The 22,482-nt window shown below is 61.1% G+C and carries 21 protein-coding genes and 1 tRNA gene; all 22 read left to right on the forward strand.

Annotated features, from left to right (window positions below):
* Positions 1-35 precede the first annotated feature (35 nt).
* The 22 genes from GTP58_RS02725 to nuoK all read left to right on the forward strand — a co-directional run bounded on the left by GTP58_RS02725 (position 36) and on the right by nuoK (position 22,449).
* Complete coding sequence (locus tag GTP58_RS02725) at positions 36-2,669, forward strand: TonB-dependent receptor (RefSeq protein WP_161076174.1); 2,634 nt, start codon at positions 36-38, stop codon at positions 2,667-2,669.
* A gap of 93 nt (positions 2,670-2,762) precedes the next feature.
* Positions 2,763-4,061: an ABC transporter substrate-binding protein gene (locus tag GTP58_RS02730; RefSeq protein ID WP_373924683.1), complete on the forward strand. Its 1,299-nt coding sequence runs from the start codon at positions 2,763-2,765 to the stop codon at positions 4,059-4,061.
* Complete coding sequence (locus GTP58_RS02735) at positions 4,033-4,740, forward strand: response regulator (protein WP_072780625.1); 708 nt, start codon at positions 4,033-4,035, stop codon at positions 4,738-4,740. Before GTP58_RS02730 ends, GTP58_RS02735 begins: the two co-directional genes overlap by 29 nt.
* Positions 4,733-6,175, forward strand: a complete 1,443-nt coding sequence (locus tag GTP58_RS02740; protein ID WP_161076175.1) for an ATP-binding protein — start codon at positions 4,733-4,735, stop codon at positions 6,173-6,175. Before GTP58_RS02735 ends, GTP58_RS02740 begins: the two co-directional genes overlap by 8 nt.
* 8 nt (positions 6,176-6,183) lie before the next feature.
* Entirely contained in the window at positions 6,184-8,649 is a 2,466-nt protein-coding gene (locus GTP58_RS02745; RefSeq protein WP_229215400.1) for a family 20 glycosylhydrolase, read from the forward strand.
* A gap of 154 nt (positions 8,650-8,803) precedes the next feature.
* Positions 8,804-9,568 carry a GIN domain-containing protein gene (locus GTP58_RS02750; protein WP_072780621.1) on the forward strand — a complete coding sequence of 255 codons (765 nt, stop codon included), beginning with the start codon at positions 8,804-8,806 and terminating at the stop codon, positions 9,566-9,568.
* Between the two features lie 25 nt (positions 9,569-9,593).
* Entirely contained in the window at positions 9,594-10,202 is a 609-nt protein-coding gene (locus GTP58_RS02755) for a tetratricopeptide repeat protein (RefSeq protein WP_072780619.1), read from the forward strand.
* Between the two features lie 98 nt (positions 10,203-10,300).
* Positions 10,301-11,281 (forward strand): NAD(P)H-quinone oxidoreductase, encoded by a 981-nt coding sequence (locus GTP58_RS02760; protein WP_072780618.1) that lies wholly within the window; start codon positions 10,301-10,303, stop codon positions 11,279-11,281.
* A gap of 126 nt (positions 11,282-11,407) precedes the next feature.
* Entirely contained in the window at positions 11,408-12,154 is a 747-nt protein-coding gene (gene tpiA, locus GTP58_RS02765; RefSeq protein WP_161076177.1) for a triose-phosphate isomerase, read from the forward strand.
* Between the two features lie 60 nt (positions 12,155-12,214).
* Positions 12,215-12,589, forward strand: coding sequence for a preprotein translocase subunit SecG (secG, locus tag GTP58_RS02770; protein ID WP_072780615.1), 375 nt, complete (start codon positions 12,215-12,217; stop codon positions 12,587-12,589).
* A gap of 185 nt (positions 12,590-12,774) precedes the next feature.
* Positions 12,775-12,859, forward strand: a tRNA-Leu gene (locus tag GTP58_RS02775).
* A 160-nt stretch (positions 12,860-13,019) separates the two neighbouring features.
* The gene (locus tag GTP58_RS02780; RefSeq protein ID WP_072780614.1) at positions 13,020-13,379 is read left to right on the forward strand and encodes an NADH-quinone oxidoreductase subunit A; all 360 of its coding nucleotides are present in this window, start codon (positions 13,020-13,022) and stop codon (positions 13,377-13,379) included.
* A gap of 3 nt (positions 13,380-13,382) precedes the next feature.
* A complete protein-coding gene (locus GTP58_RS02785) occupies positions 13,383-13,859 on the forward strand; it encodes an NADH-quinone oxidoreductase subunit B family protein (protein ID WP_008450353.1) in 477 nt (158 codons plus the stop codon).
* 17 nt (positions 13,860-13,876) lie between these two features.
* The gene (locus GTP58_RS02790) at positions 13,877-14,467 is read left to right on the forward strand and encodes an NADH-quinone oxidoreductase subunit C (RefSeq protein WP_161076178.1); all 591 of its coding nucleotides are present in this window, start codon (positions 13,877-13,879) and stop codon (positions 14,465-14,467) included.
* A 4-nt stretch (positions 14,468-14,471) separates the two neighbouring features.
* Positions 14,472-15,725: an NADH-quinone oxidoreductase subunit D gene (locus tag GTP58_RS02795; protein WP_161076179.1), complete on the forward strand. Its 1,254-nt coding sequence runs from the start codon at positions 14,472-14,474 to the stop codon at positions 15,723-15,725.
* 17 nt (positions 15,726-15,742) lie between these two features.
* Positions 15,743-16,222 carry an NADH-quinone oxidoreductase subunit NuoE gene (gene nuoE, locus GTP58_RS02800; protein ID WP_072780611.1) on the forward strand — a complete coding sequence of 160 codons (480 nt, stop codon included), beginning with the start codon at positions 15,743-15,745 and terminating at the stop codon, positions 16,220-16,222.
* Positions 16,219-17,514, forward strand: a complete 1,296-nt coding sequence (gene nuoF / locus GTP58_RS02805) for an NADH-quinone oxidoreductase subunit NuoF (protein WP_161076180.1) — start codon at positions 16,219-16,221, stop codon at positions 17,512-17,514. Before nuoE ends, nuoF begins: the two co-directional genes overlap by 4 nt.
* A gap of 21 nt (positions 17,515-17,535) precedes the next feature.
* Positions 17,536-19,854 (forward strand): NADH-quinone oxidoreductase subunit NuoG, encoded by a 2,319-nt coding sequence (gene nuoG, locus GTP58_RS02810; RefSeq protein WP_161076181.1) that lies wholly within the window; start codon positions 17,536-17,538, stop codon positions 19,852-19,854.
* Positions 19,854-20,939, forward strand: coding sequence for an NADH-quinone oxidoreductase subunit NuoH (gene nuoH / locus GTP58_RS02815; RefSeq protein WP_161076182.1), 1,086 nt, complete (start codon positions 19,854-19,856; stop codon positions 20,937-20,939). Before nuoG ends, nuoH begins: the two co-directional genes overlap by 1 nt.
* 12 nt (positions 20,940-20,951) lie before the next feature.
* On the forward strand, positions 20,952-21,440 hold the full coding sequence (nuoI, locus tag GTP58_RS02820) for an NADH-quinone oxidoreductase subunit NuoI (RefSeq protein ID WP_154373036.1): 489 nt from the start codon (positions 20,952-20,954) through the stop codon (positions 21,438-21,440).
* A gap of 74 nt (positions 21,441-21,514) precedes the next feature.
* A complete protein-coding gene (locus GTP58_RS02825; protein ID WP_072780606.1) occupies positions 21,515-22,144 on the forward strand; it encodes an NADH-quinone oxidoreductase subunit J in 630 nt (209 codons plus the stop codon).
* On the forward strand, positions 22,141-22,449 hold the full coding sequence (gene nuoK / locus GTP58_RS02830; protein WP_072780604.1) for an NADH-quinone oxidoreductase subunit NuoK: 309 nt from the start codon (positions 22,141-22,143) through the stop codon (positions 22,447-22,449). The genes GTP58_RS02825 and nuoK overlap by 4 nt, the downstream gene beginning before the upstream one ends.
* Positions 22,450-22,482 lie beyond the last annotated feature (33 nt).

Raw genomic sequence — 22,482 nt, forward strand, 5'->3', positions numbered from 1 at the left:
CTTTTTTACTTTTTAATAAAAACAGGGAGAAGTTGATGAACAAGCCGGTACTCAAGAAAAAAATACTACCTCACGTAATCGCGTTAGCCATGAGCGGTGGCTTTGCCGCTTACGGCCACGCGGCAGAACCTGTCGCGGTTGACGCGCAAGCGCAAGCCAGCGACGCCGTACCGGCTGCAGACGCCAATACCGTGGAAGTGCGCGGCATCCGCGAACGCCTGAAGCGCAACCTGGCCGAGAAGCGCGACTCCGGCAATGTGATCGACACCGTCACGGCGGAAGAAGTGGGCAAGTTCCCGGACAAGAACGTGGCCGATTCGCTGCAACGCGTGCCGGGCATTTCGGTGGACCGCACCTGGGGTGAGGGCCGCGACATTTTCGTACGCGGTACCGACAAGAACCTCAACCTCACGCAGCTGAACGGCCAGGCCGTGGCCTCCGGTTACTGGTGGAAGAACGACTCGCAAAGCCGTGGCTTCAACTACGACATCCTGGCGTCGGAACTGGTGGGCAGCATTGACGTCTACAAGAGCCCATCGGCGGATCTGGACGAAGGTTCGATCGGTGGCCTGGTCAACGTAAAGACCCGCAAGCCATTCCAGCTCAAGTCCTTTGTAGCGCAGGCATCGGTGGAAGCGACCTACAGCGAACTGCCGAAGAAAACCGACCCGCAACTGTCTGGCCTGATCAGCTGGACCAATGACGAGAAAACCTTCGGCGCGCTGCTGGCCATCAGCAAACAGAAACGCACCATGCGCCGCGACGGCCTGGAAAACTTCACCGACTCGACCAAGTACAACATCGTTGACCAGAATGGCGCAGTCACGCCGGGCGCCTACGCCTCGTGGGGCGGCGGCTCGGCCATCTTCCGCCAGGACCGCGAGCGCACCACCGGCAACCTGACCTTGCAGGCGCGCCCGAACGTCAACACCGACATCACGCTGAACTACATGAACTCGGACATGAGCATGGACAACAGCAACCAGAACTACCTGTGGGAAGCAGGTGGCCTGGCCGATGCCAAGGGCAATATCCAGGTCACCAATCCAAAGTTCATCACCACGTCGGACGGTACCAAGGCCCTGGTTGGCGGCACCGTCGGCCCGACCGGCGGCGTGTCGTTCGAGCCTATCTTCCGCCAGTCCTACATCAAGTCGGAAGTGCTGGACCTGGAAGGCACCTACGATGGCGACAACTGGAAATTCCACGGCCAGGCCGGCACCACCAAAGGCTCCGGCGGCAGCGACCATGACCGCAACTTCTGGTTCGTCGGTAACACCCGCACCACCTTCAACATCGCGCCGGACACCTACGAAGTCAAATACCTCGATATGAGCCCGCTGGACCCGACCAAGCTCACGCTGCAAAGCGCGCGTGACTGGGTGCGCCGCATGGAGACCAAGGAGAACTACGCACAGGGTGATCTGACGCTGGACCTGAACGGTGATTTCTTCAAGTCGATCAAGGTTGGCGCCAAGTTCCGCGACACCACGGTGCAGAATCACCGCACCATCGGCACCGCTGGTCCGGGCAGCCCTGGCTGGCAGTCGTTCTCGCTGGCCGATTTGTCCAAAGGCCCTTCGCCGCTCCTGAGCCAGGAAGCGGCCAACGCCGGTTCGCTGACGCAGTACGCATGGGTGGATGATGGCCTGGCCTATTCCAAAGGTTTCCCGATGTATGACAAGGCCATGGTGTATGCGGAAGCCAAGGGCGAGTACTACAAGATCAAGGAAAAAATCTACGCCACCTATGTGCGTGCGGACTTCGCTACCGGCCAATGGCGCGGCGACTTTGGCGTCCGCGTTGTCAAGACCGACCAGAATTCCGAGGCCTACCAGGACCTGACCGGCAACGGCAATTACGCATTGGGTAGCGTATCGCGCAGCTATACCGACGTACTGCCTAACCTGAACGCGGTCTACAACGTCAGCAAAGACCTGCTGATACGCGGCGCCGTGGCGCGGGTGATGGCGCGTAACACCTACAGCGATCTGAGCGCCAGTACGGAAGTCAGCGGCACCACCAACGCGGCCACCGCCGGCAATCCGCTGCTCAAGCCTTTCCACGCCAACCAGGCGGAGATCGGCACCGAGTGGTACTACGCCGATGCGTCGCTGCTGTCCGCCACGCTGTTTGCCAAAAAGCTGGACACCTTCATCTACACGCAGACCGCGACCGAAAATGTGGCCGGCGTATCGCGTTCGGTGACGCGTCCTTACAACGCCGGCAACGGCGCTACCGTCAACGGCCTGGAAATCCAGTGGCAGCAGGCCTTCAGCAGTGGCTTCGGCGCCATCGTCAACTACACCTTCACCGATGCAAAAACCGGCGCCAACGCTGCCGGCCGCAAACTGAATGTGATCGGCAACTCGCGCAACCAGGCCAATATCACCGGCTTCTGGGAGAAGAACGGCTACAGTGCACGCCTGTCCTACAACTATCGCTCCAAGTCGTACGGCGCGCTGGATGAAGGTGGCCAGGACGTCACCAGCGCCTATGGCCAGTGGGATGCGTCGGCCAGCTGGGACATCACGCCGAAACTGTCGCTGTACCTGACGGCAGTGAACATCGGTAATGAAGTCATCCGCACCAATACCACCGACGGTCTGCCAGTCGGCGTGTATGAAAATGGTGCACGTTACAGCCTTGGTCTGAAAGCCAAGTTCTGATAACGCTTTCGTTTTGACACAAGCCCGATTGCCTGTTTGGCGTCGGGCTTTTTTCTATTACAATCGTGTCATTATTTCCGTTTGGGATGCTGTGTGATCCGGTTACATCTTCGTTCCATCTGCGGCCTGCTGGCCGCCTGCTTGTTGGCGCAGTCTGCGCAGGCGGCGGCGACTTTGCAGGTACTGCACTGGTGGACGTCGCCGTCGGAGCGCAAGGCAGCCAACGCGCTGGCCGCGCGTGCGGCCGACGAGGGCATCGAATGGAAGGATGCCGCCATCCCCGGCGGCGCCGGGCTGGGCGCCGGCAAGGTGCTCAAGAGCCGCGTGCTGGCGGGCGATGCGCCCGAAGTGTCGCAGATGATCGGCGTCTCCATCGCTGAGTGGGCCGACCTCGGCCTGCTGCTGGAAATCGATAATGTGGCCAGCAGCGGCAACTGGAATACCACGCTGTTCCCGACCATACAGACGCTGATTACGCACCGCAAGCACGTGGTGGCGGCGCCGGTGGGCATCCATCGCGTCAATACCCTGTTCTACAATCGCCAGCTATTCGCCCAGTTGAAGATCGCGCCGCCGCAAAGCTGGGAGGAGTTTGAGGCGGCGGCACAGAAGCTCAAGGCCGCAGGTGTTGTGCCATTGGCACAAAGCAGCGAGGCCTGGCAGGTGGCGGCGCTGTTCGAAAACCTGGTGCTGGCCGAGAGCGGGCCGGAATTCTATCGCCAGCTGTTCGTCAAGCGCGACCCGGCCGCTGCTGCGGACAAGCGTACCGCCGAAGCCTTGCAGCGCCTGCGCACCATCAAGGGCTGGGCCAATGGCCAGATCGATGAACGTTCGTGGCCGGATGTGGCCCGCCAGTTCGCCAGGCGCGAAGCGGCCATGATGATGATGGGCGACTGGGCCAAACCCGAGCTGCGCGACCTGGGTATGACGCTGGACGAGGACTTCGCCTGCGGCGTGGCGCCGGGGACAGCGAAGTATCACCTGTACAGCGTTGACAGCTTCACCATGTTTGCGGGCGATTACCGCCACATGGCTGCGCAGGAAAAAATGGCGCGGCTGCTGGTATCGCCGCCGGTGCAGGTGGAATACAACACGCTCAAGGGATCGGTGCCGGTACGGCGCGACGCCGATCCGTCACGCATGGACAGCTGCGCACGCGCCTCGTGGACCACGTTCGCGCTGGGTGCGGCGGTGCAGGCGCCCAGCCTGGTGCACCGCATGGCGACCGATGAAGCCAGCCGCGACGCCATCATCGCCGAAATACAACGCTATTTTCTGGACGACCGGACCACGCCGGCTGAGGCGCAACGCCGCCTGGGCGTGTTATTCCGCTTGTTTAACCTGAGAAGCCAAGGAGCATACGGTGCGCAAGATACTGATCGTAGACGATGACCAAAAAACCCGTGTCCTGCTCAAAACCTATCTGGAGAAAAACCAGTACGAGGTGGTGCTGTCGCATAACGGCGAAAGCTTCCTGGCCGAGCTGCAGACGCACGTGGACCAGCTGTCGCTGGTGATCCTGGATGTGATGCTGCCGGATACGGACGGCTTCGCGCTGTGCAAGCAGGTGCGCCAGCGCTCCAACGTCCCCATCATCATGCTGACGGCCAGCTCCGACGAGACGGACCGTATCGTCGGCCTGGAACTGGGCGCGGACGACTACATCGCCAAGCCATACAGCCCGCGCGAACTGCTGGCCCGTATCAAGGCCATCCTGCGCCGCACGGCCGTGGAGACGCCGGCCATCCGCTACTACCGCTTTGTCGGCTTTACGCTGGACCTCAAGGAACGCAAGGTCACCGATAGCGCCGGCACGCCGCTGGCGTTGACGGGCCTGGACTTCCAGCTGCTGAAGTATTTTGTCGAACACGCAGGCGTGATCCTCGACCGCAGCGTGCTGTGCGAGGAGACGCGCGGCCGCGACTCCGGCCCGCTGGACCGTTCGCTGGATGTGCAGATCAGCCGCCTGCGTGTGCGCCTCAACGACGACGGCAAGCAGCCGGCGTTAATCAAGACGGTGCGCGGCGCGGGCTATGTGTTCTCGGCCGAAGTGAACGTCTCCCATGCTTGAACGGCTCAAGCGCCTGTGGCCGGCATCGCTGCTGGGCCGTTTGACGCTGGTGATGGTGGCCGGCCTGCTGGTCACGCAGCTGGCGGCCAACGCCATCTGGGCCGGGCAGCTGCGCGCCAGGTCGCAGGTGGAAGCGCAATCCGCCGCGCAGTATGTGGCGCATAGCGCCGCTGCCGCGATCCGTTTTTACCGCAGCCTGCCGCTCAGCTACCGCGTGCTGATTATCCAGCAGATGCGCGAAATGGGCGGCACGCGCTTCTTCGTCAACCTCAATCACGAATATGTGCCGGTGAAGGAGATGGCGCCGCAGTCGCTGGCGGACAGCGTCAAGGCCACCGTCGGCGCCACGCTCAAACGCGACCTGCCGCATTCGCCGGGTTTCCATCTGGCGTTCGCCTGGCCGGAGGAACTGGAAGTGTCGGAAGGCGTGCACCTCAACGACCTGCCGGATGCGTGGGTGCAGCACATCCTTCTGGTGCAGCCCGCACCGGCGCCTATCCTGGTGATCCAGACCGAACTTGAACCGGGCAACTGGCTGTACATGGCGGCGCTGATGCCGAATCCTTATTTCCTGAGCGCGAATGATCCATGGGCCTGGGATCGCCTGGCGCTGCAAGGCCTGTCGCTGGCTGCTGTGCTGCTGCTGTGCCTATTGGTGGTGCGCTGGATTACCCGGCCGCTGGCGGCGCTGTCCGATGCCGCCGGCGCTTTCGGCCAGGGTGAGCACGCGCCACCGCTGCCGGAGACGGGCAGCCGCGAATTCATCAACACCGCGCGCGCGTTCAGCGCCATGCGCGAGCGCATACAGCGCTACATCGAGGACCGCGAGCGCCTGTTCATCTCCATCTCGCACGATCTGCGCACGCCGATCACGCGCCTCAAGCTGCGTTCCGAACTGCTGGACGACGAGGCCTTGCGCAATGAATTTGAAGAAGACCTCGACGAACTGGATATGATGGTGAAAGGCGCGCTGCAATGCGTGAAGGACAGCGATATCCACGAGAACCCGGCCGAAGTGAAACTGGATGCCCTGCTGGGCCGCCTGGTGCGCAGTGCACGGCTGGCGGGGCATGAGGTAGGCTATGAGGAAGCGGGACTGTCGGTGCGCGCCAAACCGCTGGCGCTGAAACGCGCGATCGGCAACCTGCTGGACAACGCGCTGTACTATGGCAAGCGCGCCGAAATCCGCACCCGCGCGGAAACGGACGCCGTGACCATCGCGGTGCGCGACCACGGGCCGGGCGTGCCGGAAGATGCGCTGGCCAGCCTGTTCGACCCTTACGTGCGGCTGGAGCATGGCCGCGAACAGAATGACAATGGCATGGGCCTGGGCCTCGGCATCGCGCGCGGCGTGATCGAGGCGCATGGCGGCCAACTGATATTGGAGAATCACCCGGAGGGGGGCTTGAACGCCACCATCCGTTTGCCCGCATGAGAGAGACAATGAAACTGATGACGAAAACCGTTGCTGCCTGCGCGCTGGCGCTGGCCTTCGGAGCCCAAGCCCAAGCCGCGCCAGCGACGGAGCCGCTGAAGATGCGCTGGGAAGTGCTGCGCAATGAATTCCCTACCGCGGATGGGCGCGGCCGTACCAAGGCACGCCTGAGCATGACGGCCACGCGCGGACAGCCGCTGCCGGCGAAGGGCTGGTCGCTGTACTTCAACTGCATGGATGACGTGGTCACCGGGCCACTGGCCGGCAATCTGCAACTGGAGCAGGTGGTCGGCGGCAGCTTGTTCCGTGTGCGCCCCACGGCTGGCTTCAAGGGCCTGCCGGCTGGCCGCACGCTGAATGTGGACTACTACTATCCGAGCATGTTGACCACCATGTCGCGCGCGCCGGTCGGGCCGTACCTGGTGTTTGATGCGGCGCCGGACGTCGCTTACGCCATCACGGACTTCCAGCAGCAGCTGCCGACGCGCCCGGAGCAACTGAAACGGCCCGCTGGCCGGCATGACCTGGTGACGGTGCAGGACACCTACCGCCGCAACGCGCGCGCGGAGGTGCTGCCGTTCAGCGCACTGCCGCCGGTGTTCCCGACGCCGCTGGAGCTGAAAGCGGGCAGCGGCCGCGTGCAGCTGGCGCGTGCGCCGCAAGTGATTTCCGGTCCCGGCCTGCAATACGAAACAGCTTATGCGCGCGAGCTGTTTGCGCGCTATCTGCCGCAGGGCGATGCCTCGCGCACGCCAGTGCCGCTGCGTCTGCGCATCGGCATGGTGGACGGACAGTCGTCGCCGGAAGCCTATGAGCTGACGGTGAGCAGCGATGATGGCATCAACATCGTCGGCAACACCGCCGCTGGCGTGGCGCGCGGCCTGCAGTCGCTGCACGACCTGCTGCCGCTGCCGTCGAATGCGGCGCAAATCGATTTGCCGGAACTGGATGTGATCGATGCGCCACGTTTCGCCTATCGCGGCTTCCAGCTGGACGTGGCGCGTAACTTCCAGCCCAAGGCGGTGGTGCTGAAGACGCTGGACCTGATGGCGGCCTATAAACTCAACAAGCTGCATTTCCACCTGACCGACGACGAAGGCTGGCGCCTGGAGATTGCCGGCCTGCCGGAACTGACCTCGATCGGCGCGGTGCGCGGCCACAGCACCAAAGAAGGCCAGCGCCTGCCGCCGACCTACGGCTCCGGCCCGCGCGCCGATGATCCGCATGGCAGCGGCTATTACACGCGTGCCGACTACGTTGAAATCCTGCGCTATGCCGCCGCGCGCCACATTGAGGTGATACCGGAAATCGAAATGCCGGGCCATGCGCGTGCCGCCGTCAAGGCCATGGAAGCGTGCTATCACCGCATGCAGGCAGCGGGCGAGGAGGGCGCGGACAAGTATCTGCTGAACGACTTCGACGACCGCTCGGTGTACCGCTCGCCGCAGGAATACACCGACCATGTGCTCAACCCCGGCCTGGAGTCGAGCTACGCGTTTGTCGAGCAGGTGGTGGCGCAGGTCGCCGCGCTGCACCGTGAAGCGGGCGTGCCGCTGAAGACCATGCATATGGGCGGCGACGAGCTGCCGCATGGCGCGTGGGAGCGCTCGCCCGTCAGCCAGGCGCTGATGCAGCGCGAAAAGCTGGCCAGCACCGCCGACTTGTGGGACTACTTCTACAACCGCGTGGACGGCATCCTGCGCAAGCATGGCATGTTCGCCTCGGGCTGGGAAGAGATGGGCGCGCGCCGTTCGGCGCAGGACGGCGCGCAGCAGTTGCCGAACCCGCGCTTCACCCAGCGTGGTTTCAGCCTGTATGTGTGGAATAACACGCCGGGCAACGAGGACTTCGCCTACCGCCTGGCCAATGCCGGCTACGATATCGTGCTGGCGCCGGTGACCAATATGTATCTGGACATGGCGACCAATCCCAATCCCGAGGAGCCAGGCGTCAACTGGGGCGCTTATGTGGACCTGGATACGGTGTTTGATTTCCAGCCCTATGGCCCGGCACTGACCGAGGCCGGCCGCCGTCATATACGCGGCATCGAGGCGACGCTGTTCTCGGAAACCATCCGCGATGTCGGCCGTCTCGACTACCTCATGATGCCGCGCCTGCTGGCGGTGGCGGAGCGGGCCTGGGCGCCGGATCCGGCGCTGGCGGCCGCCTCGCACCGGGCGGCATGGTCCGGTTTTGTGAATGTGCTGGGGCAGCGGGTGTTGCCGCGCCTGGACCTGGAGCGCGGCGACGTCCAGTACCGCATTGCGCCGCCGGGCATGGCGGTGGAGGGCGGCAAGGTGCTGGTCAATCACATTCTGCCGGGCCTGACGCTGCGTTATACCACCGACGGCAGCGTGCCGACGGTGCAGAGCAAGGCCGTCACCGGGCCGATCAGCGCCAGGGGCGTGATCCAGGCCGCCGCCTTTGACCGCAACGGCCGCTCCGGCCTGGTCGCCCGCATCGTCAACCGATAGCCGCCGCTCCCGCTTTCGCGGGAGTGACGGGTTTGACTTCCGTTCCTGCCTTTTTGTCGTCCAGTCGCCGTTTTGTGCAGTTCGTCGCAATCCGGGGCTGGCCGGCGACCGGCTTTAGGTATGATTGCTGTAACAACATCCGAGGATTTCCCCCATGAAGAAGCTTTTCCAATTTGGCCTGCTGTTTGCCGCTTTCTGTGCTCTGTTTGGCCGCGCCGACGCCGCCGACGACACTGAAACGCGCGTGGTCACCATTGACGCCCGCGTGGTCCGCGTCAAGCTGGACGGCGTCGTCGACCTGAAGTTGCGGCAGGGCGATGTGCCCTCGCTGCGCCTGATCGGCGAAAAGCGCTACCTGGACAAGCTGATGGCGTCGCAAAGCGGCGACACCTTGCATCTCGAAACCGAAGGGCGCGGCATCAAGATCGGCCGTGGCGCCACGCGCGCGGAACTGGTGCTGCCGATGCTGCGCGAGGTGGTGTCGGAAGGCGTGGGCTCGACCGAGATCAATGGCTTCAGCGGCGAGGAACTGGAGCTGACGATGGATGGCGCTGGCAGCATGAAGGTGGTGTGCGATTACCGCGTGGTCAAGGCCAATCTGGGCGGCGTGGGCAGCATGAATCTGTGGGTCAGCGAAAACGACCGTACTGACCTGGATTTGCGCGGCGCCGGCTACATCACGCTGGGCGGGCGCAGCAAGTTGCTCAAGGCGGATCTGGGCGGAGTCGGCGGCCTCAATGCGCAGCAGTTTCAGGCGGACTCCGTCAATGTCGAGCTGAGCGGCCTGGGCAACGCCACCGTCAACGCCAAAACGAATGCAACGCTGAACCTGAGCGGCCTGGGATCGGTCATTGTCTATGGCAAGCCATTGAACCGTAACGTCAGCGTCGACGGTTTGGGCAAGGTCAGCTGGAAATAAACATACCTACAAAATATAACGCGATATGAAAAAATTCATACTAGCGATCGCCATGGCGCTGGGCCTGCAACAGGCCGCCATGGCTGGATTCGCCGAAGGGGCGACTGCGTATAACAGCAAGAACTACGCGGTGGCATTAAAAGAAATACGGCCGCTGGCGCAAGCCGGCAACGCCGATGCTGAGCATCTGCTGGGCCTGATGTATTACATGGGCCGCGGCGTGCCGCAGGACTACAAGACGGCGCTGGAGTGGCACCGCAAGGCGGCGCTCAAGGGCAAGGCGGACGCGCAGTATGTGGTGGGCGCCATGTATTACACGGGCAATGCGGTGATCCAGGATCACAAGCAGGCCGTGGCGTGGTTCCGCAAGGCGGCCGAGCAGGGCCACCCGGACGCGCAGCAGGCGCTCGGCCTCATGTACCGCTATCACATCGGCGGCATGCCGCAGGATAATGTGATTGCCTACATGCTGTGGAATCTGGCGGCCGCCAATGGTTCGATGAACGCGGCCGAGCAGCGTACGGCCGTGGTGCGCATCATGACGCCGGAGCAGATCGAGGAAGGGCAGGCTCTGTCATCGGCCTGGAAGCCGAATACACCGCTGCCGCAAAAGTCGCGGACGGGCGGCGGCTGATCCCCCCAGGCGAGAGTGGGTCTGACCCCGTACGGGGTCAGACCCCGCAGCGGATCGCCGTGCGGGGTAGAATCGTGCTTTCCCTGTAAGAGGCAAGCATGCGCGCAATTGAAATTACCCAACCTGGCCCGGCCGATGTCCTGAAACTGTGCGAACGCCCCATGCCTGTCGTCAAGGCGGGCGAGGTGCTGATCAAGGTGCATGCGGCCGGCGTCAACCGTCCCGACGTGTTCCAGCGCATGGGCAATTACGCGCCGCCGCCGGGCGCATCCGACATCCCGGGCCTGGAAGTGGCCGGCGAGATTGTCGACGGCGATCTCGACTACACAACCCTCGATATTGGCGACCATGTCTGCGCTTTGGTGCAAGGCGGCGGTTATGCCGAGTATGTTGTTGCGCCCGTACAGCAAGTATTACCGGTACCAAAAGGGTGGTCGATGCTGGAAGCGGCCTCCATTCCGGAAAATTACTTCACAGTCTGGAGCAACGTGTTTGACCGTGCCCATTTGAGTGCCGGTGAGACCTTATTGGTGCAGGGCGGCAGCTCCGGCATCGGCGTCACGGCGATCCAGCTGGCCTCGGTCATGGGGCACCGCGTGTTCGCCACGGCGGGCAGTGACGACAAGGTCGCGGCGTGCATGAAACTGGGTGCCGAACGGGGCATCAACTACAAGACCGAAGACTTCGCAGCCGTGGTCAAATCGCTCACCAATGACCGCGGTGTGGACGTCATCCTGGACATGGTGGCAGGGGACTATTTGCCCCGGGAGATCGCATGTCTGGCCGATGACGGCCGTATTTCCATCATCGCCACGCTGGGCGGCGGCAAGGCCACGCTGGACATGGGCCAGGTGCTGCGCCGACGCCTCACCGTGACCGGTTCCACGCTGCGTCCGCGCTCGGCGGAATTCAAGGGCGCGATCGCGCGCAAGCTCAAGGAAAAGGTGTGGCCGATGATGGCCGAGCGCAAGGTCAAGCCCATCATCCACACCGTCTTCCCGCTGGAACAGGCCGCCGCCGCGCATGCGCTCATGGAGAGCAGTTCGCACGTCGGAAAAATCATGTTGCAGGTGATTTGAGGGGCAATTCGTTGTAAAATGCGTAGTAAATTTACGGTTTTCGCTAGCCGGGGATTCGCTTTGCCTGTTTGACCCTGCCTTTTTGGGCGCGGTAAAATGGCGAGCTTATTAACCTTTAGGTCAGCTATGCGTCGCAAACTCGTAATCGGTAACTGGAAAATGAACGGCAACCGCGCCGGCAATACGGCATTGTTGTCCGGCATAGTCGCCGGTCTGAACGATTTCGGCGCGGACTGCGCGGTGTGCGTCCCGGCGCCTTATCTGGCACAGTGCCAGGCGGCGCTGGAAGGCACGGCGGTGGCGTGGGGTGCGCAGGATGTGTCCACCCATGCCAGCGGCGCCTACACGGGGGAAGTGTCAGCTGATATGCTGCTGGACTTTGGCGCTACCTATGTGTTGTGCGGCCATTCCGAGCGCCGCGCGTATCATGGCGAGAGCAGTGAGCTGGTGGCGCAGAAGGCCGTGGCAGCATTGGAGGCCGGCCTGACGCCAGTAGTGTGCGTGGGTGAGACGCTGGAGCAGCGCGAAGCCGGGCAGACGGAACAAGTGATCTGCGCCCAGCTGCAGGCTGTGCTGGACGCGGTTAAGCCGGAACAGGTGGCCAAGCTGGTGCTGGCGTATGAGCCGGTATGGGCGATTGGCACCGGCAAGACGGCAACGCCGCAGATTGCCCAGGACGCCCACCGCTTCCTGCGCGACTGTGTGGCGAACAAGCATGCCGAGGCGGCAGCCACCGTGCAGATCCTGTACGGCGGCAGCATGAAGCCTGAAAATGCAACAGAATTGATGGCGCAGCCGGATATCGACGGCGGCCTGATCGGCGGTGCGGCATTAAAGGCGACTGATTTTCTCGGGATTATTCAGTCGGTTTAAAGCACTGTTTATGTGGTAGAAACAAAACGATACAAAACTTTTATTTTGGAATGGAATAACATGGGCAGCTTGTTCAATCTGGTTATCGTAGTACAGGTCGTTTCGGCCATCAGCATTATCGGCCTGGTGCTGCTGCAGCACGGCAAGGGCGCCGACATGGGCGCAGCGTTTGGTTCCGGCGCGTCCGGCAGCCTGTTCGGCGCTACCGGTTCGTCGAACTTCATGTCGAAATCGACGGGCGTGGCGGCAGCGATCTTCTTCAGCGCCACGCTGGCACTGTCGTACATCACCACCCACCAAAGCAGCAGCGTCAGCGGTGGTGTGATGGATAAAGCAGCGCCTGCCGCACCGGCTGCCAACCCTGCGGCTGCCCCTGCCGCACCGGCCGCGCCAGCCGCTTCGACCCCGGCGCCTGCAAACTCGATTCCAAAGTAATATAATCTCGCTGTAGTAATTTGTGCTGTTGATAATTTTTTAAGTTGTTTGCTCAATGTTTTAGCAGTATCTTAGCGAAACAGTTTTGAACGCAAAAATAATTAAGGATTTATCGTTTTTCTTCTTGTTTTGACGCAATACGGGATTAACAACCGCGTAAAAACGAAGTAAAATAACGGCCTTATGCCGACGTGGTGAAATTGGTAGACACGCTATCTTGAGGGGGTAGTGGCGCAAGCTGTACGAGTTCGAGTCTCGTCGTCGGCACCAGAATATAGGCCAGCAAGGGTGGTACCAAGCTGGCTTTTTTACGAGGATGTGTCGTTCGATCCTGGTCTAAGTAGTAATACGATTGGGGCGAACGTTAAGCGCACCGCATAGCACCGCGATGTGTCCTTTCAACTGACCGTTCAACATAAGCTCATCAATCGTGAACCTCGAAAATTATCTCCCCGTTCTCCTGTTCATCCTCGTCGGTCTCGGCGTAGGTATCGCTCCCCAAGTGCTTGGCCACATTCTTGGCCCGAAAAAGCCTGACGCAGCAAAACTGTCCCCGTATGAATGCGGCTTCGAAGCGTTCGAAGACGCGCGCATGAAATTCGACGTGCGTTACTACCTCGTCGCAATTCTCTTTATTTTGTTCGATCTGGAAACGGCATTCTTCTTCCCTTGGGGCGTATCCATGCGCGAACTGGGCTGGCAAGGCTTCGTTACGATGATGGTGTTCATCGCCGAATTCGTGGTCGGTTTTTGGTATATCTGGAAGAAAGGTGCCCTTGATTGGGAATAAGCCATGGCTATTGAAGGCGTATTAAACGAAGGTTTCATCACCACCTCGGCCGACAAGCTGATCAACTGGGCGCGTACGGGTTCGATGTTCCCGATGACGTTCGGTCTGGCCTGCTGCGCGGTTGAAATGATGCACGTGGGCGCAGCCCGTTACGACATGGACCGCTTCGGCGTGGTGTTCCGTCCATCGCCACGTCAGTCCGACGTGATGATCGTGGCCGGCACGCTGTGCAACAAGATGGCCCCGGCACTGCGCAAGGTCTACGACCAGATGCCAGAGCCACGCTGGGTCATCTCGATGGGTTCCTGCGCCAACGGCGGCGGCTACTATCACTACTCCTACTCCGTGGTTCGCGGCTGCGACCGGATTGTGCCGGTCGACGTGTACGTGCCAGGCTGTCCTCCAACTGCTGAAGCCCTGTTGTACGGCATCATGCAGCTGCAGAACAAGATCAAGCGCACCAACACCATCGCACGCTAACGGGGGCGCTACAAGAAATGACTACTCATCTGGAAAAACTCCAAACCGCCCTCGGCACTGCCCTGGGCGATCGCGTTACTACCATCGTTGCGCTGGGCGAAATCACGCTGGAAGTGAAGGGCGCCGACTACTACGGCGTCATGCAGACGCTGCGCGATGATGCAACGCTGGGTTTCGATCAGGCGATCGACCTGTGCGGCGTGGACTACCTGAACTATGGCGACGGCGCCTGGGACGGCCAGCGTTTTGCTGTGGTCGTCCATTTGCTGTCGGTAAAGCACAACTGGCGGGTGCGCGTGCGCGCATTCTGCGCCGACGACGACATGCCTTTGCTGCCGTCGGTGACGCCGCTGTGGCGTGCCGTCAACTGGTACGAGCGCGAAGCGTTCGACATGTACGGCATCCTGTTCGAGAACCACAACGACCTGCGCCGCATCCTGACCGACTATGGTTTCATCGGCCACCCGTTCCGCAAAGACTTCCCGGTATCGGGCTATGTCGAAATGCGCTACGACCCCGAGCAGAAGCGCGTGGTCTACCAGCCGGTCACGATCGAGCCACGTGAAAACGTGCCACGTGTGATCCGCGAAGAAAACTACGGGAAGTAAGAACATGGCAGAAATTAAGAACTACACCCTGAACTTCGGTCCACAACACCCGGCCGCGCACGGCGTGCTGCGCCTGGTGCTGGAGCTGGACGGCGAGGTGATCCAGCGTGCTGACCCGCACATCGGCCTGCTGCACCGCGGCACCGAAAAGCTGGCGGAACAAAAGACCTACCTGCAGTCGGTACCGTATATGGACCGCCTGGACTACGTGTCGATGATGTGCAACGAGCACGCCTACGTCATGGCCATCGAAAAAATGCTGGGTATCGACGTGCCGCTGCGCGCGCAGTACATCCGCGTGATGTTCGATGAGATCACCCGTATTCTGAACCACCTGATGTGGCTGGGCGCGCACGCGCTGGACGTCGGCGCCATGGGCCCGTTCCTGTACTGCTTCCGCGACCGTGAAGACCTGTTCGACTGCTACGAAGCGGTGTCGGGCGCGCGCATGCACGCAGCCTACTACCGTCCGGGCGGCGTCTACCGCGACCTGCCGGACAGCATGCCGCAGCACAAGCCATCGATCATCCGTTCGGCCAAGGCCATCGATAACCTGAACAAGGACCGCCAGGGTTCGATGCTGGACTTCATCGAGTCCTTCACCAACCGTTTCCCGACCTATGTCGACGAATACGAAACCCTGCTGACCGACAACCGTATCTGGAAACAGCGGACCGTCGGCATCGGCGTGGTGGCGCCGGAAGATGCACTGGCCATGGGCTTCACCGGCGCCATGCTGCGCGGTTCGGGTATCCAGTGGGACTTGCGCAAGCACCAGCCGTACGAAGTGTACGACCTGATGGACTTCGATATTCCGATCGGCACCAATGGCGACTGCTACGACCGCTACCTGGTCCGCGTGGAAGAACTGCGCCAGTCGAACAAGATCATCAAGCAGTGCGTTGAATGGCTGCGCAACAATCCAGGTCCGGTCATGACCAGCAACCGCAAGGTGGCGCCGCCATCGCGCGTGGACATGAAGACCAATATGGAATCGCTGATCCACCACTTCAAGCTGTTCACCGAGGGCTTCCACGTGCCGCCGGGCGAGGCTTATGCGGCGGTGGAGCATCCGAAGGGCGAATTCGGCGTCTACCTGATGTCCGATGGCGCCAACAAGCCATACCGCGTGAAACTGCGCGCTCCAGACTACGCACACTTGCAGTCGCTGGATGAAATGGCGCGTGGCCACATGATTGCCGACGCTGTGACCATCATTGGCACGCAAGACATCGTGTTCGGCAGTATTGACCGCTAAGTCCGAGAGGCAAAAGAATGTTGTTATCTGAGCAGTGCTACAAAAAAATCGATCGCGAGCTGGCCAAGTACCCAGACGATCAGCGCCAATCGGCCGTGATGGCCGCGCTGGCGCACGCCCAGGTTGAACTGGGCTGGGTCTCGCCTGAAACCATGCAGGAACTGGCTGACTACATCCGCATGCCGGCCATCGCCGTGCAGGAAGTCGCGACCTTCTACAATATGTACAACCTGAAGCCAGTTGGTAAGCACAAGATCACCGTGTGCACCAACCTGCCTTGCGCCCTGTCGGGTGGCGAGCGCGCGGCGCACCACCTGAAACAGAAGCTGGGCATCGACTACCGTGACACCACGGCAGACGGCGAGTTCACGCTGATGGAAGGCGAGTGCATGGGCGCCTGCGGCGACGCACCGGTGCTGCTGGTGAACAATCACCGCATGTGCAGCTTCATGTCCAACGACAAAATTGACTCCCTCGTGGAGGAACTCAAGAAATGACGTCACTCCACGACCGACACATTGATCCCGTCATCCTGGCCGGCCTGAATGGCGATAACTGGCATCTGGAAGACTACGTCAAACGCGGTGGCTACAGCGCGCTGCGCCGTATCATCGAAGAAAAAATCACCCCGGAACAAATCATCGCCGACCTCAAAGCGTCGTCGCTGCGCGGCCGTGGTGGTGCAGGTTTCCCTACCGGCCTGAAGTGGAGCTTCATGCCGCGCCAGTTCCCGGGCCAGAAGTACCTGGTCTGCAATACAGATGAGGGCGAGCCGGGCACTTTCAAGGACCGCGACATCATCCGCTACAACCCGCATGCGCTGATCGAAGGCATGGCCATCGGTGCGTACGCGATGGGCATTACGGTGGGCTACAACTATATCCACGGCGAGATCTTCCAGGAATACCTGCGCTTTGAAGAAGCGCTGGAAGAGGCGCGTGCCGCCGGCTTCCTGGGCGACAAGATCCTCGGCAGCGAGTTCAGCTTCCAGCTGCACGCGCACCATGGTTATGGCGCTTACATCTGCGGCGAAGAAACTGCGCTGCTGGAATCGCTGGAAGGCAAAAAAGGCCAGCCGCGCTTCAAGCCGCCATTCCCGGCGTCGTTCGGCCTGTACGGCAAGCCGACCACCATCAACAACACGGAAACCTTCGCAGCGGTACCGTTCATCCTGAACATGGGCCCGGAGAAGTACCTGGCGATTGGCCGTCCGAACAATGGCGGCTCGAAGATCTTCTCGATCTCGGGCGACGTTGAGCGTCCGGGCAACTACGAGGTGCCACTGGGCACGCCGTTCGCCAAACTGCTGGAACTGGCAGGCGGCATGCGCGGCGGCAAAAAGATCAAGGCAGTGATCCCTGGCGGTTCGTCCGCGCCGGTGATCCGCGGCGAGATCATGATGCAAACCGACCTCGACTACGATTCGATCGCCAAGGCGGGTTCGATGCTGGGTTCGGGCGCGGTCATCGTCATGGACGAAACCCGCTGCATGGTCAAGGCCATGGAACGTCTGGCGTACTTCTACTTTGAAGAGTCGTGCGGTCAGTGCACCCCGTGCCGTGAAGGTACCGGCTGGATGTACCGCATGATCCACCGTATCGAAAACGGTCAGGGCCGCAAGTCGGACCTGGACGTGTTGAACTCGATCTGCGACAACATCCAGGGCCGCACGATTTGCGCGCTGGGCGACGCGGCAGCAATGCCTATGCGTGCGTTCATCAAGCAATTCCGCGAAGAATTTGAACACCACATCGAGCACAAGCAATGCTGCGTGCCCGCTTACATCTAAGCGTCACAGGTAACGATCACCATGGTTGAAATCGAAATAGACGGCAAAAAAGTCGAAGTCCCTGCTGGTAGCATGGTGATGGACGCCGCCAACAAATTGGGAACCTACATTCCGCACTTCTGCTATCACAAGAAATTGTCGATCGCAGCAAACTGCCGTATGTGCCTCGTCGAAGTGGAAAAGGCGCCTAAGCCTTTGCCAGCATGCGCAACGCCGGTCTCGGCCGGCATGATTGTGCGCTCCGCTTCCGACAAGGCCGTGCAGGCACAGAAGTCGGTGATGGAATTCCTGCTGATTAACCACCCACTGGACTGCCCGATCTGCGATCAGGGCGGCGAGTGCCAGCTGCAGGATCTGGCAGTCGGCTACGGCAAGGGCGAGTCGCGCTACGAAGAAGACAAGCGCGTCGTGGCGCCGAAAGACGCCGGCCCGCTGGTCTCCATGCAGGAGATGGCGCGCTGCATCCAGTGCACCCGTTGCGTACGTTTCGGCCAGGAAGTGGCTGGCGTGATGGAACTGGGCATGATCGGCCGCGGCGAACATTCCGAAATTACCGCGTTTGTCGGCCAGACCGTCAACTCGGAAATGTCCGGCAATATGATCGACCTGTGCCCGGTTGGCGCACTGACCTCGAAGCCATTCCGTTACAGCGCCCGTTCGTGGGAACTGTCGCGCCGCAAATCGGTCTCGCCGCACGACGGCCTGGGCGCCAACCTGATCGTTCAGGTCAAGGGCGGCAAGGTCAAGCGCGTGCTGCCGCTGGAAAATGATGCGGTCAACGAATGCTGGATTTCCGACAAGGACCGCTTCTCGTACGAAGGCCTGGACACCGCTGACCGTCTGACCCAGCCGATGCTGAAGCAGGGCGGCGAGTGGAAAGAAGTCGACTGGCAAACCGCGCTGGAATACGTCGCGCACGGCCTGAAAAACATCAAGCACGAACACGGCGCCAACGCGCTGGCATCGATCGCGACCCCGCACTCGACGCTGGAAGAACTGCACCTGCTGCAAAAGCTGACCCGCGCCATGGGCTCGGACAGCGTGGACACCCGCCTGCGTCAAAGCGATTTCGCGCTGGACGTGACCCCATGGCTGGGCATGTCGATCACCGAATTTGGCGCGCTGAACCGCGCCTTCGTGATCGGCTCGTTCCTGCGCAAGGATCACCCGCTGCTGGCCACCCGTCTGCGTACCGCGGTCAAGGGCGGCGCCAAGCTGTCGCTGCTGAGCGCAACCGACGACGACCTGCTGATGAACGTCGCGAACAAACTGATCGTTGCTCCGTCGGAGTGGCTGTCGGCGCTGTCGCAAGTGGTGGTGGCTGTCGCCAAAGCCAAAGAGATCGCTGCACCGGCCGGCTTCGAAGGCGTACAAGCCAACGATGCTGCTGCTGCCATTGCTGCTTCGCTGCTGTCGGGCGAGAACAAGGCTGTGTTGCTGGGTAACGCTGCTGCGCAGCACCCGCAAGCCAGCGCGCTGCACGCCGCTGCACAGTGGATCGCTGAACAGACTGGCGCCAAGCTGGGCTACCTGACCGAAGCGGCCAACACCGTGGGCGCGTACATCGTCAACGCCAACGGCGGCAAGGTGCCAGTGTTCACCGAACCGAAGTCGGCTTATCTGCTGCTGAACGCCGAGCCGGAACTGGATGCGTACAACCCGCAAGCTGCTACCGCCGCGCTGAAAAAAGCCGAGATGGTGGTAGTGATGTCGGCGTACAAACATGGTCTGGACTACGCTGACGTGCTGCTGCCGGTTTCGCCATTTAGCGAAACCTCAGGCACCTTCGTCAACGCCGAAGGCCGTGCACAAAGCTTCAACGGCACCGTCAAGCCGCTGCTGGAAACCCGTCCTGCGTGGAAAGTGCTGCGCGTACTGGGCAACATCCTGGGTCTGTCGGGCTTTGACTACGACACCTCGGAAGCGATCCGCGACGAAGTACTGGGCGCTGGCGTGACCGATGTTTCGGCCAAGCTGAACAACGTGACCAAGGTCGCGCTGACTGCAGCGACCGCCGTGTCGACCGGCACCGAGCGTATCGCTGACGTCCCGATCTACTTTGCCGACGCCGTTGTGCGCCGTGCCGAGTCGCTGCAAAAGATGGCCGATGCGGCTGCGCCAAAAGCGCACCTGTCGAGCGCACTGGCACAGCAACTGGGTGTGGCCGCGGGCGACAGCGTCAAGGTCAGCCAAGGTTCCGGCAGTGCGATCCTGGTCGCCGCTATCGATGCCAAACTGCCAGCCAACGCCGTGCGCGTGGCCGCTGCTCACGCATCGACCGCTGCACTGGGCGGCATGTTCGGCTCCATCACCGTTGAAAAAGCAGGAGAGGTGAAATAATGGCGCTGCCTGAATTCGTCACTACCATCAATACCCTGGGCGCCAACAGCGTGCTCGGCCCTGTGTGGCCGGTCGTCTGGGCCCTGATCCGCATTATCGTGGTGCTGCTGCCACTGATGGGTCTGGTTGCTTACCTGACCCTGTGGGAACGTAAGTTCATCGGCTGGATCCAGATTCGTGTGGGTCCGAACCGCGTCGGTCCGATGGGCCTGCTGCAGCCGATCGCTGACGCGCTGAAACTGCTGTTCAAAGAGATCATTACCCCGGCCAAGGCCAACCCTGGCCTGTTCGTGATCGGTCCGATCATGACCATCATGCCGGCGCTGGCATGCTGGGCTGTGGTGCCGTTTGGTCCGGAAGCTGTGCTGGCCAACGTCAACGCCGGCCTGCTGCTGCTGATGGCGATTACCTCGATGGAAGTCTACGGCATCATCATCGCCGGCTGGGCGTCGAACTCGAAGTACTCGTTCATGGGCGCGATGCGTGCCTCGGCACAGATGATTTCCTACGAAATCCCGATGGGCTTCGTACTGGTGGTCGTGCTGATGGTGTCCGGTTCGCTGAACTTCGGCGACATCGTGGCTTCCCAGCAAAAGGGCATGATGGTTGAGCATGGCCTCAACTTCCTGTCGTGGAACTGGCTGCCGCTGCTGCCGCTGTTCGTGGTGTACCTGACCTCCGGCCTGGCCGAGTGCAACCGTCACCCGTTCGACGTGGTGGAAGGCGAGTCCGAGATCGTTGCCGGTCACATGGTGGAATACTCGGGTATGGCCTACGCCATGTTCATGCTGGCCGAATACGCCAACATGATCCTGATTGCGACCCTGGCATCGATTATGTTCCTGGGCGGCTGGTCGGCGCCATTTGCCTTCCTGGAATTCTGGGGCGGTTTCGGCGGCTTCTTCTGGTTGTTCGCCAAAGCGTTCTTCCTGGTCTCCGTGTTCATCTGGGTGCGTGGTACTTTCCCGCGCTACCGTTACGACCAGATCATGCGTCTGGGCTGGAAAGTGTTCATCCCGCTGACCCTGGTGTGGCTGGTGCTGGTTGCTGGCTGGATGCAGACCTCCTGGAATATCTGGAAGTAAGGATTAAAGAAAATGGAACGATTAAAAGATTTCGTCAGCAGCTTCATGCTGACCGAGCTGATCAAAGGGATGGCGCTGACGGGCAAGTACATGTTCTCGCGCAAGATCACGGTGCAGTATCCGGAAGAGAAGACGCCTATGTCGCCGCGCTTCCGCGGTCTGCATGCGCTGCGCCGCTATCCGAATGGCGAAGAGCGCTGCATCGCCTGCAAACTGTGCGAAGCAGTGTGCCCGGCGATGGCAATTACCATCGAATCGGAACAGCGTGACGACGGTTCGCGCCGTACCACGCGTTACGACATCGACCTGACCAAGTGCATCTTCTGCGGTTTCTGCGAAGAGTCGTGCCCGGTGGATTCGATCGTTGAAACGCATGTGCTGGAATACCACGGCGAAAAACGCGGCGATCTGTACTACACGAAAGAGATGCTGCTGGCCGTTGGCGATCGTTACGAAGACGATATCGCCGCAGCGCGCGCAGCCGACGCTCCTTATCGCTGAGGCATGCGGGCCAAGCTTCGGTGCGGCCCGCTTCAGTGATGTGATCAATAAACTGTACGTCTCTTGGGTTAGTTATGGAATTTAAAACTGCTTTGTTCTACGTCTTCGCGGCCATCATGGTATTGGCCTCGACGCGCGTAATTACGGCCCGCAACCCGGTGCACGCAGCACTGTTCCTGGTGCTGGCGTTCTTCAACGCCGCCGGCATCTGGATGCTGCTGGAGGCCGAGTTCCTGGCCATCGTGCTGGTGCTGGTCTACGTCGGCGCCGTGATGGTGCTGTTCCTGTTCGTGGTGATGATGCTGGACATCGACACCGAGAAACTGCGCGAAGGCTTCTGGAGCTACTTGCCGGTCGCTTCGCTGGTCGGCGTGGTGATCGTGCTGGAAATGGCCGCCGTGCTGTGGCGCTCGTTCCTGTCGTTCGACCAGCAAGCTGTTGCAGCCGGCAATATCGGCGGCACCAAGGAACTGGGCATGCTGATCTACACCAAATACATCTACGGCTTTGAGATTGCCGCCGCCATTCTGCTGGTCGCGATCATTGCAGCCGTAGCGCTGACCCTGCGCAAGCGCAAGGACACCAAACACTTCGACCCAGCCGACGCCGTGCGCGTCAAGCGCAATGACCGTCTGAAGATCGTCAAGATCGACCCGGTCACCACCCGTGGCCAGGCCGAAACTGAAGTTAAGGAGGCACCATGACTTTATCCCTGGCTCACTACCTCGTTCTGGGCGCGATCCTGTTCGCGATCTCGATCGTGGGTATTTTCCTGAACCGCAAGAACATCATCATCCTGCTGATGGCCATCGAACTGATGCTGCTGGCAGTGAATATGAACTTCATCGCGTTCTCGCATTACCTCGGTGATGCGGCAGGGCAGATCTTTGTCTTCTTCATTCTGACCGTGGCGGCCGCCGAATCGGCAATCGGCCTCGCGATCCTGGTGGTGCTGTTCCGTAATCTGGACACCATCAACGTAGAAGACCTGGACAGCCTGAAGGGCTAATTTAAAACCTCTCGAAAAATAACGATTAAGGTT

Source organism: Duganella sp. CY15W (genome assembly GCF_009857555.1).
GTDB classification, from domain to species: Bacteria; Pseudomonadota; Gammaproteobacteria; order Burkholderiales; family Burkholderiaceae_D; genus Rugamonas; species Rugamonas sacchari.